10 protein-coding genes and 1 pseudogene are annotated in these 13,278 nt (G+C 67.8%); 9 read left to right on the top strand and 2 right to left on the bottom strand.

The genetic code is table 11. The features are described from left to right. Together JWP65_RS10840 and ppsA are read right to left on the bottom strand one after the other, a co-directional pair. Window positions 1-1,778: VC_2705 family sodium/solute symporter (locus tag JWP65_RS10840; protein WP_299763554.1), on the bottom strand; the 1,778-nt coding region annotated here is incomplete at its 3' end. 77 nt (window positions 1,779-1,855) lie between these two features. Then, window positions 1,856-4,249: a phosphoenolpyruvate synthase gene (gene ppsA, locus JWP65_RS10835; RefSeq protein ID WP_299763550.1), complete on the bottom strand. Its 2,394-nt coding sequence runs from the start codon at window positions 4,247-4,249 to the stop codon at window positions 1,856-1,858. Window positions 4,250-4,429: 180 nt separating this feature from the next. Between ppsA and JWP65_RS10830 the strand changes: the two genes are divergently transcribed. The 9 genes and pseudogenes from JWP65_RS10830 to JWP65_RS10790 form a co-directional block, all read left to right on the top strand. After that, window positions 4,430-5,251: a pyruvate, water dikinase regulatory protein gene (locus JWP65_RS10830; RefSeq protein ID WP_299763548.1), complete on the top strand. Its 822-nt coding sequence runs from the start codon at window positions 4,430-4,432 to the stop codon at window positions 5,249-5,251. 132 nt (window positions 5,252-5,383) lie between these two features. Continuing rightward, window positions 5,384-5,947, top strand: a complete 564-nt coding sequence (gene ahpC / locus JWP65_RS10825; protein WP_299763546.1) for an alkyl hydroperoxide reductase subunit C — start codon at window positions 5,384-5,386, stop codon at window positions 5,945-5,947. 209 nt (window positions 5,948-6,156) lie between these two features. Then, a complete protein-coding gene (gene ahpF, locus JWP65_RS10820; protein ID WP_299763544.1) occupies window positions 6,157-7,698 on the top strand; it encodes an alkyl hydroperoxide reductase subunit F in 1,542 nt (513 codons plus the stop codon). A 156-nt stretch (window positions 7,699-7,854) separates the two neighbouring features. Next, window positions 7,855-8,331: a bacterioferritin gene (gene bfr, locus JWP65_RS10815; protein ID WP_299763558.1), complete on the top strand. Its 477-nt coding sequence runs from the start codon at window positions 7,855-7,857 to the stop codon at window positions 8,329-8,331. A 219-nt stretch (window positions 8,332-8,550) separates the two neighbouring features. Next, window positions 8,551-10,770 (top strand): TonB-dependent receptor, encoded by a 2,220-nt coding sequence (locus JWP65_RS10810; RefSeq protein ID WP_367280494.1) that lies wholly within the window; start codon window positions 8,551-8,553, stop codon window positions 10,768-10,770. A gap of 25 nt (window positions 10,771-10,795) precedes the next feature. Then, window positions 10,796-11,482 carry a Fe2+-dependent dioxygenase gene (locus JWP65_RS10805; RefSeq protein WP_299763542.1) on the top strand — a complete coding sequence of 229 codons (687 nt, stop codon included), beginning with the start codon at window positions 10,796-10,798 and terminating at the stop codon, window positions 11,480-11,482. Next, window positions 11,479-12,570 (top strand): alpha-hydroxy acid oxidase, encoded by a 1,092-nt coding sequence (locus tag JWP65_RS10800; RefSeq protein WP_299763540.1) that lies wholly within the window; start codon window positions 11,479-11,481, stop codon window positions 12,568-12,570. Before JWP65_RS10805 ends, JWP65_RS10800 begins: the two co-directional genes overlap by 4 nt. A gap of 117 nt (window positions 12,571-12,687) precedes the next feature. Beyond that, the gene (locus tag JWP65_RS10795; protein ID WP_299763538.1) at window positions 12,688-12,951 is read left to right on the top strand and encodes a (2Fe-2S)-binding protein; all 264 of its coding nucleotides are present in this window, start codon (window positions 12,688-12,690) and stop codon (window positions 12,949-12,951) included. Between the two features lie 51 nt (window positions 12,952-13,002). Further along, window positions 13,003-13,278 (top strand): annotated as a pseudogene (locus JWP65_RS10790) (energy transducer TonB); the annotation flags it as partial.

Here is a 13,278-nt window from a genome sequence, read left to right as displayed (position 1 = left end):
AACGACGCCGCGACCAGCGGAAGGATTTCGGCGGGCTTGAACGAAGCGACGGCCGCCGCCACCAGCGCCACCGCAAGCAGGGCGAATTTCGACAGGATGACTCGCTGCTCCGGCGTCACGTGGTGGTTGATCTCGTGCGAGTAAACGTCGCGCACCATGGCGTTGCTGATCGTGAGCAGCAGGCCGTCGGCAGTCGACAGGGCGGCCGCCAGCCCGCCCGCTGCAACCAGGCCCGAGACGACGTAGGGCATGCCGCCGATCTCGGGGGTGGCCAGCATGATGATGTCGGCGCCCAGGCGGATCTCGCCGAACTGCACCAGCCCGTCGCCGTTGACGTCGCTGACCGACAGCAGCGACGGATCGACCTTGGCCCACTGCACGATCCAGTTGGGCAAGGTGGCGAAGCTGCTGCCCACCAGGTCCTGCATCACCTCGAACTTCACCAGCACCGCCAGCGCCGGCACGCTCAGGTATAGCAGCACGATGAAAAACAGCGCCCAGGCCACCGAGCGGCGCGCGTCGGCCACGCCGCGCGTCGTGTAGAACCGCGTCAGCAGGTGCGGCAGCCCCGCCGTGCCGACCATCAGGCAGAACACCAGCGCCAGGAAGTTGGCGCGCGAGTCGGAGAACTCCTGCCGTTGCTGCGGCGTGCCGTCCGGGTCGCCCGCGAACGGGCGGCCATGCGGCGCCAGCCCGCCCAGGGGCTTGCCGCGCTCGCGGCTTTCCTGCATGGCGCGGGTCCACAGCTCGCGCGCGCCGGCGACATCGCGCGGCAACGCCGCCAGCTCCCGGTGCGCGGCAACGATGCGGGCCGAATCGGCGTTCTGCACCTTCAGCTGCCGGATGCGCTCCTGCGCCGCCGCGCGCTCCCGCCGCAGCGCCACCTCCGGTTCAGCCAGCCAGGCCTGGTAGCGGTCGGCCCGGCGCAGGAACTCGGCCTGCACCTGCTTTTCCGCCGGCGAGTCCATCAGCTGCCGTTCCAGCTCACCGATCTTGCGCAGCTGCTCGCCGTACACCAGCGGCGCCAACGGGTTGCCCAGCTGCTTGTAGGCCAGCCAGGAGACCGGGATCAGGAAGGCCAGCAGCAAGATCACGTACTGCGCCACCTGGGTCCAGGTGATGGCGCGCATGCCGCCCAGGAAGGAGCACAGCAGCACGCCGCCCAGCCCGAGCAGGATACCGATCTCGAACTGCACGCCGGTCAGGCGCGAAGCGATCAGGCCGATGCCGTAGATCTGCGCCACCACGTAGGTGAAGGAGCAGAGGATGGCCGCCAGCGCCGCCAGCACCCGTGGCCAGCGGCCGCCGTAGCGGTGCTGGAAATAATCGGGCACGGTGTACAGGCCCAGCCGGCGCAGGTAGGGCGCCACCAGCACGGCAACCAGGCAAAAGCCGCCGGTCCAGCCCAGCACGAAGGCCAGACCCCCGGGCTGGGCGCCGGCGCCGGAGAACCCTTGCAGGTAAAGGCCGCCGGCCAGGCTGATGAAGGAGGCGGCGCTCATCCAGTCGGCGGCGGCGGCCATGCCGTTGTAGAACGGCGGGATCCGGCGTCCCGCCACGTAGTACTCGTCGGCGTCCGTGGTGCGGCCGTAGATACCGATGGCGGCGTAGACCATCACGGTGGAGAACAGGAAGATCGGCCCCAGCCACTGGCGCGACAGGCCTGCCCGCTCCGCCAGCGCCAGCGTGCCCAGCGCCGCGCACAGCCCCAGCACGTAGAGCGACAGGATGCGCGCCAGCCGCTTCTTGTAGGCGGCGTACTGGGGATCTTCGACCATGCTTGCGGGCAGCCTCCACGCCCGCACGGATCATGGCATCGCAGCCGAGCTGGCTGCTACAGGGTATCCGACTAGCTTCAGGTGCCGGCGAGCTGCTGCCAGGTCGCGATCACGCTGTCCGGGTTCAGCGAGATCGACGAAATGCCCTGCTCCACCAGCCAGACCGCGAAGTCCGGATGGTCGCTCGGACCCTGCCCGCAGATGCCCACGTACTTGCCGCTTTTGACGCAGGCGGCGATGGCCCGCGACAGCAGCGCCTTGACGGCCGGGTCGCGCTCGTCGAAGTCGGCCGCCAGCAGCTCCAGTCCGGAGTCGCGGTCCAGGCCCAGCGTCAGCTGGGTCAGGTCGTTCGAGCCGATCGAGAAGCCATCGAAGAACGCCAGGAACTCCTCGGCCAGGATGGCGTTGCTGGGCACCTCGCACATCATGATCAGCTTGAGGCCGTCCTGGCCGCGCTTCAAGCCGCGCTCCGCCAGCAGCTGGGTGACGCGGTCGGCCTGCTGCAAAGTGCGCACGAACGGCACCATCACCTGCACGTTGGTCAGGCCCATCTCGCCGCGCACCCGCACCAGCGCCTCGCACTCCATGGCGAAGGCTTGCTGGAACTCGGCGCTGATGTAGCGGGCGGCGCCCCGAAAGCCCAGCATCGGGTTCTCTTCCTCCGGTTCGTAGCGGCTGCCGCCGATCAGCTTGCGGTACTCGTTGGACTTGAAGTCCGACAGCCGCACGATCACCGGCTTGGGCCAGAAGGCGGCGGCGATGGTGGCGATGCCCTCGGCCACCTTGTCGACGTAGAAGGCGCGCGGCGAGGCGTGGCCGCGGGCTACCGATTCGACCGCCTTCTTCAGGTCGGCGTCGACATTCGGGTAGTCCAGGATCGCCTTGGGGTGCACGCCGATGTTGTTGTTGATGATGAACTCGAGCCGCGCCAGCCCGACACCGTCGTTGGGCAGCTGGGCAAAATCGAAGGCCAGCTGCGGGTTGCCCACGTTCATCGTGATCTTGGTCTTGATCGTGGGCATCACGCCGCGCTGGACTTCGGTGATCTCGGTTTCCAGCAGGCCGTCGTAGATGAAGCCGGTGTCGCCCTCGGCGCAGCTGACGGTGACCAGCATGCCGTCCTTGAGCAGTTCGGTGGCGTCGCCGCAGCCGACCACCGCCGGGATGCCCAGCTCGCGGGCGATGATGGCCGCGTGGCAGGTGCGCCCGCCCCGGTTGGTGACGATGGCGCTGGCGCGCTTCATCACCGGCTCCCAGTTGGGATCGGTCATGTCGGTCACCAGCACGTCGCCCGGCTGCACCTGGTCCATTTCGCTGATGTTCTGCACCAGCCGCACCGGCCCGGTGCCCACCTTCTGGCCGATCGCCCGGCCCTCGACCAGCACGGTGCCGCGGCCCTTGAGCTTGTAGCGCATCTCGGGCTTGCCTAGCTGCTGGCTCTTTACGGTTTCCGGCCGCGCCTGCAGGATGTACAGCAGGCCGTCGGTGCCATCCTTGCCCCACTCGATGTCCATGGCGCGGCCGTAGTGCTGTTCGATCACCAAGGCGTATTTGGCCAGCGCCTCGATGTCGGCATCGGTCAGCGAATAGCGGTTGCGCTGCTCCAGCGGAACGTCCACCGTCTTGACCAGCTTGCCGCCCCGGGCCTTCTCGGCCGGCGTGGTGAACACCATCTGGATCAGCTTGGAGCCCAGGTTGCGCCGGATCACCGCGCGCTTGCCGGCTGCCAGCATCGGCTTGTGCACGTAGAACTCGTCGGGGTTGACGGCGCCCTGCACCACCGTCTCGCCCAGGCCGTAGCTGGAGGTGATGAACACCACCTGGTCGAAGCCGGACTCGGTGTCGATGGTGAACATGACGCCGGCGGCGCCCAGGTCCGAGCGCACCATGCGCTGCACGCCGGCCGACAGCGCCACGCCTTCGTGCGCGAAGCCTTTGTGGACGCGATAGCTGATGGCGCGGTCGTTGTACAGCGAGGCGAACACCTCGCGCATCTTGTGCAGGACGTCGGCGATGCCGACCACGTTCAGGAAGGTTTCCTGCTGGCCGGCAAAGGAGGCGTCGGGCAGGTCTTCGGCGGTGGCCGAGGAACGCACGGCGAAGCTGGCCTGTGGGTTGTCGGCGGAAAGCGTCTCGAAAGCGGCGCGGATCGCCTGCTCCAGGTCGGCCGGGAACGGCTGGGCCTCGATCCAGCCGCGGATCTCGGCGCCGGCGGCGGCCAGCGCGCGCACGTCTTCCGTGTCCAGGGTGTCCAGCCGGGCCTGGATGCGGGCCGCCAGGCCGGCGTGCTCCAGGAAAGCGCGGAAGGCGTGGGCCGTCGTGGCAAAGCCGGTGGGCACGCGCACGCCGTCTGGCAGCTGGGAGATCATCTCGCCGAGGCTGGCGTTCTTGCCGCCGACCGCCTCGACGTCGGTCATTCTCAGATTCTCAAACGGAACGACCAGTGCGGTCGGCTCAAAGAGGGCGGACATGGGAAGACTCCAGAAGTTGAAACTCGGGCTGCGCCGGGGCGCATGGCGTCAGCGCCCGCCGCGGGGCTTTCTCTTTGTTCTTGTGGGCGGCGGCGGGGCATGGCGCTGGGAATTCGGATAATGGGCGCGATTGTAGGCGGCGGGTTGCCCCGCGCCGGCCCCCACCGAAAGCACCACCTCATGCACACGCGCACGGTTTTCTTCGTCTCGGACGGCACCGGCATCACCGCCGAAACCTTCGGCAACGCCATCCTGGCCCAGTTCGAGTTCAAGCCGCGCCACGTGCGCCTGCCGTTCATCGACACGGTCGACAAGGCGCACCAGGTAATCCGCCAGATCAACCACACGGCCGACCTGGAAGGCAGGCGCCCGGTGGTGTTCACCACGCTGGTCAATGTCGAGGTGCTGCTGCTGATCGAGGAAGGCTGCAGGGCGATGGTGCTCGACATGTTCGGCACTTTCGTGCGGCCGCTGGAGATCGAGCTGGGGATGAAGTCCAGCCACCGCGTGGGCCGCTTCTCGGACGTGAGCAAGAGCCAGGCCTACCACGACCGCATCGAGGCCATCAACTTCAGCCTGGCGCACGACGACGGCCAGTCCAATCGCGACCTGGAGCAGGCCGACGTGATCCTGGTGGGCGTCAGTCGCAGCGGCAAGACGCCGACCTCGCTCTACCTGGCCATGCAGTACGGACTGAAGGCCGCCAACTACCCGCTGATCCCGGAAGACTTCGACCGCCGGCAGCTGCCGCCGGCGCTGGTGGCCCATCGCAAGAAGATCTTCGGGCTGACCATCCTGCCCGAGCGGCTGTGCGAGATTCGCAACGAGCGGCGGCCGAACTCCAAGTACGCGGCCCTGGAGAACTGCCGGATGGAGGTGGCCGAAGGCGAGGCGATGATGCGGCGCGAAGGCATCCGCTGGCTGTCGACCACGACCAAGTCGATCGAGGAGATCGCCACCACCATCCTGCAGGAGATCCGGCCCGAGCGGCTGGAATACTGAGTGGAATACTGAGGCGATAGTCAAACCAAATGAAGCGAATTGGGTCTATTTATTGGATTAATGATCCAGCCGCCGTTACTCTATCCCCTGTCGCTGACAATTTCCATCCACCAACACCTAGAGGAACCCGCAATGTCCCTGATCAACACCCAAGTCCACCCGTTCAAGACCGAAGCCTTCCACAACGGCAAGTTCGTCCCGGTGAGCGACGAGACGCTGAAAGGCAAGTGGTCCGTCCTGATCTTCATGCCGGCCGCCTTCACCTTCAACTGCCCGACCGAAGTCGAAGACGCCGCCGACAACTACCCCGAGTTCCAGAAGATGGGCGCCGAGGTCTACATCGTCACCACCGACACGCACTTCTCGCACAAGGTGTGGCATGAAACCTCGCCGGCCGTCGGCAAGGCCAAGTTCCCGCTGGTGGGCGACCCGACCCACACGCTGACCAACGCCTTCGGCGTGCACATCGCGGAAGAAGGCCTGGCGCTGCGCGGCACCTTCATCATCAACCCGGAAGGCATCATCAAGACGATGGAAGTGCACTCCAACGAGATCGCCCGCGACGTCAAGGAAACGCTGCGCAAGCTCAAGGCTGCCCAGTACACCGCCGCCCACCCGGGTGAAGTCTGCCCGGCCAAGTGGAACGAAGGCGCCAAGACCATCGCCCCGTCGCTGGACCTGGTCGGCAAGATCTAAGTCATTCACTCTGAAAGTCGCTGCGCGACTTTTCAGAGTGGCCTGGTCAGTGCGAAGAAGACCGGCCAGGCCGGCTCCTCTTCGCAACAGGAACAGCGCTGCGCGATACGCATCGTTGTCCCACCGGCCGCTAGCAGAGGACGGCCTCGGGGGTCACAAGCGCCCGGGGCCTTTTTGTTTCCGACACAAGAACATTGGAAGGATCCACCATGCTCGACACCAACCTCAAAGGCCAGCTCGGCGCCTACCTGCAACGCATCACGCAGCCGGTGTACATCGTCGCTTCGCTGGACGACACGCCCGCGTCCGCCGACATGCGGGAGCTGCTCAAGGACATCGCCGAAGCTTCCCCGCTGATGAAGGTGAGCGAGACCACGGGCGGGCCGCACCGCACGCCGTCGTTCTCCGTGAATCGCCCCGGCGAGAACCACGGCCCGCGCTTTGCCGGCCTGCCGATGGGACATGAGTTCACCTCGCTGGTGCTGGCGCTGCTGCAGGTCGGCGGCTACCCGCCGAAGGTGGAGCAATCGATCCTGGACCAGATCAAGGCGCTGGACGGCGACTTCGAGTTCGAGGTCTACGTCTCGCTGACCTGCCACAACTGCCCGGACGTGGTGCAGGCGCTGAACCTGATGGCGATCCAGAACCCGCGCATCAAGACCACGATGATCGAGGGCGGCGCCTTCCCGGAGGAAATCCAGGAACGGGAGATCATGGGCGTGCCCACGGTCTTCCTCAACGGCACCATGTTCGGCAACGGCCGACTGGGCCTGGAGGAGATCCTCGCCAAGATCGACACCTCTGGCGCCGAGCGCGAGGCCAGGAAGATCGCGGCCAAGGAGCCGTTCGACGTGCTGATCGTCGGCGGCGGTCCGGCCGGCGCCGCGGCGGCCGTCTACGCCGCGCGCAAGGGCATCCGCACCGGCGTGGCCAGCGAGCGCTTCGGCGGCCAGGTGCTCGACACGCTGGGCATCGAGAACTTCATCTCGGTCAAGGAAACCGAAGGCCCGCGCTTTGCCGTGGCGCTGGAGGAGCACGTGCGCTCCTACGAAGTGGACATCATGAACCTGCAGCGCGCCAAGGCCCTGGTGCCGGGCGAGCTGATCGAGGTGCAGCTGGAAAGCGGCGCCTCGCTCAAGGCCAGGACGGTGATCATCTCCACCGGCGCGCGCTGGCGCAACATCAACGTGCCGGGCGAGCACGAGTTCAAGAACAAGGGCGTGGCCTACTGCCCGCATTGCGACGGCCCGCTGTTCAAGGGCAAGCGCGTGGCGGTGATCGGCGGGGGCAATTCCGGCGTGGAAGCGGCGATCGACCTGGCCGGCCTGGTGGCGCATGTGACGGTGCTGGAGTTCGACACCAAGCTGCGGGCCGACGAAGTGCTGCAGCGCAAGCTGCGCAGCCTGCCCAATGTGACGGTGCTGACCAACGCGCAGACCACCGAGATCACCGGCGACCAGAAGGTCAACGGCCTGGTCTGGAAGGACCGCGCCAGCGGTGCCACCCAGCGCGTCGAGCTGGAAGGCGTGTTCGTGCAGATCGGCCTGGTGCCCAATACCGAATGGCTCAAGGGCACGATGGAGCTGTCGAAGTTCGGCGAGATCGTGATCGGGCCGCGCGGCGAGACTTCGGTGCCGGGCGTGTTCGCGGCGGGTGACTGCACGACCGTGCCGTTCAAGCAGATCATCATCGCCGCCGGCGACGGCGCGAAGGCGGCGCTGGGTGCTTTCGACCACCTGATCCGGCAGTAGCCTCTTTCTTTCTCCCCCTTCGGGGGGTGGGGTGGGGGCGCTTGCCGCCGCGCGCACATTGCCGGGCGCCCCCTCCGGGCTTGTCTCCCGGCGGGCAGGAGCCACATGCGGTCACGCTCTTGCGAGACAATCGCCTGGATCAAGAGGGACCATTCCATGCAAGGCGATCCGCAAGTCATCCAGCACCTGCAGGCGCAGCTTCGCAACGAGCTGACAGCCACCAACCAGTACTTCCTGCACTACCGGATCCTCAAGCACTGGGGCTTGGCCAAGCTGGCCAAGAAGGAGTACGAGGAATCCATCGGCGAGATGAAGCACGCCGACAAGCTGATGGAGCGCATCCTGACCCTGGACGGCCTGCCCAACCTGCAGGACCTGGGCAAGCTGCTGGTCGGCGAGGACGTGCCGGAGATCCTGCAGGGCGACCTGCAAAGCGAGCGCGCCGCGCAGGCGACCGTCAAGACCGGCATCGCCCACTGCGAGAGCGTGCAGGACTACGTCTCGCGCGAAATCCTGGCGCGCATCCTCGAAGACACCGAGGAACACATCGACTACCTCGAAACCCAGCTCGACCTGATCTCCAAGATCGGACTGCAGAACTACCTGCAGTCCCAGATGGGCGAGCCGAGCTGACCCGGCGAAGGGCTCCGGCGATACGAATGCGATAGATTCGTATTTGCACTAGAATCGCTGCTCTTCAGGCCAGCCACGCTCCCGCAGCCAGCCTCCAATTGCCGCCCTCCGGGGCGGCGACAACGATGGAGGTTTCCCTTGGCATATTCACGTCCGCGCGGCGCAGCCCGGCGCCGATCCGCTGCTTCCCCCACCCTCGCGCCTGAAGGCCCCCGCCCGGTGTCCGGCACGCCGGCCGTGGTCCTGCCCCTGGGCGCCATGATGCTGGCCGCCTCTCTTGGCAGCTGGGCCCAGACCGCGCCGACGGCGTCGCAAGGCGGCACCTTGCCGGCGGTGACGGTCAAGGACCGGGCCGAGGTGCCGCAGGCCAAGAACAAGCTGCGCGTGACCAACAGCAACGTCGGCAAGGGCAACCAGGAACTGCGCGACATCCCGCAGTCGCTCACCGTGATCACGGAGCGGCTGATCGACGACCGTAACCTCGACGACTTCCGCGAGGTGCTGCGCAGCACGGCCGGCGTCACCTTCCAGGCCGGCGAGACCGGCGAGGAAGACGTCCGCCTGCGCGGCTTCTCGCTCGGCCAGGCCGGCGACATCTACACCGACGGCCTGCGCGACGGCACGCTGTACGAGCGCGACACCTTCAACAACGACCGCATCGAAATCCTCAAGGGTTCCGCCTCCATGCTGTTGGGCAAGGGCTCCACCGGCGGCATCGTCAACCAGGTCAGCAAGCAGCCGTTCCTGATGAACCAGAACGAGGTGACCTACACCCTGGGCACCGGGCAGGAACACCGCCTCACCGGCGACTTCAACATCCACACCGGCGAAAGCGCGGCCTTCCGCATCAACGCCGTGGTGCACAACGCCGAGAACTACGGCGCCCGCCAGCGCAAGCTGGGCCTGGCCCCAACTTACCGCTGGGGCATCGGCACCCGCGACGAGTTCTCCGTCGGCCTGTACCAGCTGGAAGTGAACGGCCGCCCGCTGTACAACCATCCGTGGGTCAGCGTCAACGACCGCATCGTCCCGGTGCTGCCGGCCCGCAACTACTACGGCCTGGCCAGCGACCACATGGACACCAGCGCGCGCAACGCCACGCTGAGCCACGTGCACCGCTTGGACCACGACGCCGAAGTCAGAACGCAGCTGCGCCACGGCCGCTTCGAGCGCGACCTGTGGGCCAGCGTGATCCGCTTGGATACGCTGGCCCCGATCACCGATCCCGGCCGGGTCAACGGCGCCACCCTGCTGAGCCGCTCGCCCAAGGGCCGCATCGGCATCAGCGACACCACGCAGGCCACCAGCGACTACTCGGGCAAGTTCAAATGGGGCGGCCGCCAGCACCACCTGATGGCGGGTGTGGACCTCTACCAGGAAGACGGGCGCCGGGCCAACAACTTCACCGGAGCGCCGCCGGGCCCGCCGGTTCCGGGCGCGCCCCCGATCCGTCCGGGCACCAGCGTCGGCAGCCCGGACGACGGCGCCTTCGTCAACGACGCGCGCCGGGCCCCGCCGTTCAACACCTTCGATGCCCGCAACATCGGCCTGTACGCGCAGGACATGGTGTCGATCACGCCGACGGTCAAGTTGCTGGCCGGGCTGCGGTTCGACCGCTTCAACGCCTCCTACACCGACGTCGCCGGCATCAGCAACAGCCGCGGCGACAACCTGTGGAGCCCGCGCCTGGGCGCGCTGTACCAGCCCGATGCCGTGTCGTCCTACTATGCGTCGTTCGGCACCTCGTACAACACCACCGGTGACACCTACCAGTTCACCCCCGGCGCCCCGAGCAGCCGCGCCATCAACACGCCGCCGGAAAAAAGCCGCAACTTCGAAGTGGGCGCCAAGTGGGAGCTGTCCGACAAGCGCGCCTCGCTCGGCGTCGCCGCCTTCTACAGCGAGAAGTACAACGAGCGCAACACCGACCCGGACACGGCCGCCATGCAGGAACTGCTGTCCGGCAAGCGCCACGCCGCCGGCATGGAGTTCAACCTGGCCGGCCGCTTCAACCCGAAGTGGGAGGTGTTCTTCAACCACACCTGGGTCCCGCAAGCGAAGATCGACGAGAGCAACGTGACGGCGCCGCCGCCGCCGAGCAACCCGAAGGGCGGCGCGCAGCGCAAGGGCGACCGTCCCGGCCTGACGCCCAAGCACAGCGGCAGCCTGTGGACCACCTACCGCCTGACGCCCCAGCTGCGCGTGGGTGGCGGCCTCAACTACCGGGGCGAGCAGCAGCCGGAAGGCTCGCGCAACATGACGGCCGACAGCTTCGTGACGGCGGACCTGATGGCGGAGTACACCTTTTCCCAGACCTGGTCGCTCAAGCTGAACGTCACCAACATCACCGACAAGCTGTATGCCGACTCCCTGTACCGCGGCTTCCATGTTCCGGGCGCCCCGCGCGCCGTGCAGGTGACGGCCAAAGCCATGTTCTGAACCGCGGCTTGCGCCGCCTGCCCCCATGCTGCTGCACCTCGAGAAGATCCTCACGCCCGACGAACTGCGTTCCGCCCGCGCCCTGCTGGGGCCGCACGCGCCCTGGACCGCCGGGCGCAGCAGCGCGGGTGGCCAGGCGGCCGGCCGCAAGAACAACGACCAGCTAGCCCAGGACAGCGAGCCCGCGCGGCAATTGCAAGCCATCGTGCTGGCGGCCGTGCAGCGCGACCCGCTGTTCTTTTCCGCGGCCCTGCCGCGCAAGACCTTCAACCCGCTGTTCAACCGCTATAGCGGCACGAGCAACCACTACGGCGCCCACATCGACAACGCCGTGATGCACTCGCGCAACCCGGCGCAATGGGTGCGCACCGACCTGTCGTGCACCCTGTTCCTGTCGGAACCGAACGAATACGAAGGCGGCGAGCTGGTCATCCAGCTGCCGCAGGGCGAGCGCCGCATCAAGGCGGCCGCCGGCGACCTGGTGCTGTACCCCGGCAGCACGCTGCACCAGGTGACGCCGGTGACCCGCGGCGCCCGCCTGGCCAGCTTCTTCTGGATCGAGAGCATGGTGGCCTCCAGCGAGCAGCGCCAGTTGCTGTTCGAGATGGACATGGCGCTGCTGAAGCTGCGCGAACGCGGCGAGGACGATCCCGCCGTGGTGCAGCTGACCGGCACGTACCACAACCTCCTGCGCATGTGGGCGCAGACATGAAGCCGGCTCCGGCGCTGCAGCAGATCCCGTCGGGCGTGTTCTGCGCTGGCGACTACGAAGCCCACGCCCGGCGCAGGCTCGACGCCAATGCCTGGGCCTACTTCAGCTCGCACGCCGGCGACGGCATCACGGCGCAGGCCAACCTGGCGGCCTGGCAGGCCATCGAGCTGCTGCCGCGCATGCTGCGGTCCGCGGCCGGCCCCCGGACGGCGCGCGAACTCCTGGGACGGCCCCTGCCCTGGCCGGTGCTGGTGGCGCCGATGGCGCTGCAGCGGATGGCGCATGCCGACGGTGAACTGGCGACCGCGCTGGCGGCCTCGGCCCAGGGCGCCGGCATGGTGCTGAGCAGTCAGGCCAGCCTGCCGCTGGAGACCGTGGCGGCCGCGGTGCGCACCGACGTCGACCGCGGGCCCTTGTGGCTGCAGCTGTACTTCCTGGCCGACCGCGGCGCCACGCTCGATTTGGTCCAGCGTGCCGAAGCCGCCGGCTTCGAGGCCCTGGTGATCACCGTCGATGCGGCCGTGCGCGCTGCCCGCCCGGCCGAACAACGCGCCGGCTTTCGCCTGCCAGCCGGCATCGGCACCGTCAATCTGCCGCCGCCGGCGCCGGCCGGCCGGCTTTCCCTGCAGGACATGATGGCCCAGGCACCGGGCTGGGCCGATGTCGCCTGGCTGCGGGCACGGACCAGCCTGCCGGTGCTGCTCAAGGGCGTGCTGCATCCGGGCGATGTCCGGGAAGCGGTCGCACTGGCGGTGGATGGCCTGATCGTCTCCAACCACGGCGGCCGCACCCTGGACACCGCGGCCGCCACCGCGCGGGCCCTGCCGGCCGCGCTGGAGGCGGCCGGCGGAACGGTCCCGGTGCTGGTGGACGGCGGCATCCGCCGCGGCAGCGACGTCTTCAAGGCCTTGGCGCTGGGCGCCCAGGGCGTGCTGGTCGGCCGGCCGGTGCTGTGGGGGCTGGCCACGGCCGGCGCCGCCGGTGCCGCCCATGTCCTGCGCCTGCTGCGCGATGAATTCGAAGTGACGATGGCGCAATGCGGTGCCACCGGGCTGGCGGACATCGGTCCCGACCTGCTGGTCCGCTGAGCGGAAAGCGGACAGCCGGAACGCCTTTTTCCCGCACGGGTATTGCAAATGCGAAGGATTCGCATTTATACTTTCACCAGCCGTTTGATCCACCCACCAGCCAAACCGAACCGAACCATGATCGTCTGCGTCTGCCGCCGCGTCTCGGACCGCGACATTGCCCGCCACGTGCGTGCCGGCATGAACTTCGACGACATCCAGTTCGAGCTTGGCGTGGCCACCCAGTGCGGGCAGTGCGAGGGCTGCGCCCGCGACGTGGTGGCCCAGTGCGCCTCCGGCCATGCCGTGGCCACGCTGCACAACGAGAACGCCGTGATCCAGCTCGCCCCCTCCATTCGGGAGAGCAAAGCGTGGCCCACGTTGTCCTCCTCGGCGGCCTGATCCTGGCCGTGCTCGCCACCTGTTGGGCCTGCCAGGCCCCTTGAGCATTCCATGGCCAGCAGCACCTTCCGCATCGGCACAATGCCGAACATGCCCTTCCTGTCCCGGAACGTCGCCATCGCCGGCGGCGTCGTCCTCCTGCACGTGGGCGTCATCTGGGCGCTCCAGTCCGGGCTGCTGCGCCGCGCGGTCGAGGTGGTCGTCCCGATCGAGATCTTGAGCCAGGTCATCACGCCGCCGATCCCGAAGATCGCGCCCCAGCCGCCCGCGCCCCAGCCTGCGCCCGTGCCAAGGCAGATCGTGAAGCCGCAGCCGCGCCCGGCGCCG

This window comes from Ramlibacter sp. (assembly GCF_028292805.1).
GTDB lineage: Bacteria > Pseudomonadota > Gammaproteobacteria > Burkholderiales > Burkholderiaceae_C > Ramlibacter.
This window is presented reverse-complemented; position numbering and strand designations above follow the sequence as displayed.

Excerpts from the sequence above, each read along its gene's own strand:
- bfr (WP_299763558.1), top strand. The coding sequence starts at position 7,855 with ATGCAAGGCGATCCGCAAGTCATCCAGCACCTGCAGGCGCAGCTTCGC.
- ahpF (WP_299763544.1), top strand. The coding sequence starts at position 6,157 with ATGCTCGACACCAACCTCAAAGGCCAGCTCGGCGCCTACCTGCAACGC.
- JWP65_RS10830 (WP_299763548.1), top strand. The coding sequence starts at position 4,430 with ATGCACACGCGCACGGTTTTCTTCGTCTCGGACGGCACCGGCATCACC.
- JWP65_RS10800 (WP_299763540.1), top strand. The coding sequence starts at position 11,479 with ATGAAGCCGGCTCCGGCGCTGCAGCAGATCCCGTCGGGCGTGTTCTGC.
- JWP65_RS10805 (WP_299763542.1), top strand. The coding sequence starts at position 10,796 with ATGCTGCTGCACCTCGAGAAGATCCTCACGCCCGACGAACTGCGTTCC.
- ahpC (WP_299763546.1), top strand. The coding sequence starts at position 5,384 with ATGTCCCTGATCAACACCCAAGTCCACCCGTTCAAGACCGAAGCCTTC.
- JWP65_RS10795 (WP_299763538.1), top strand. The coding sequence starts at position 12,688 with ATGATCGTCTGCGTCTGCCGCCGCGTCTCGGACCGCGACATTGCCCGC.
- ppsA (WP_299763550.1), bottom strand. The coding sequence starts at position 4,249 with ATGTCCGCCCTCTTTGAGCCGACCGCACTGGTCGTTCCGTTTGAGAAT.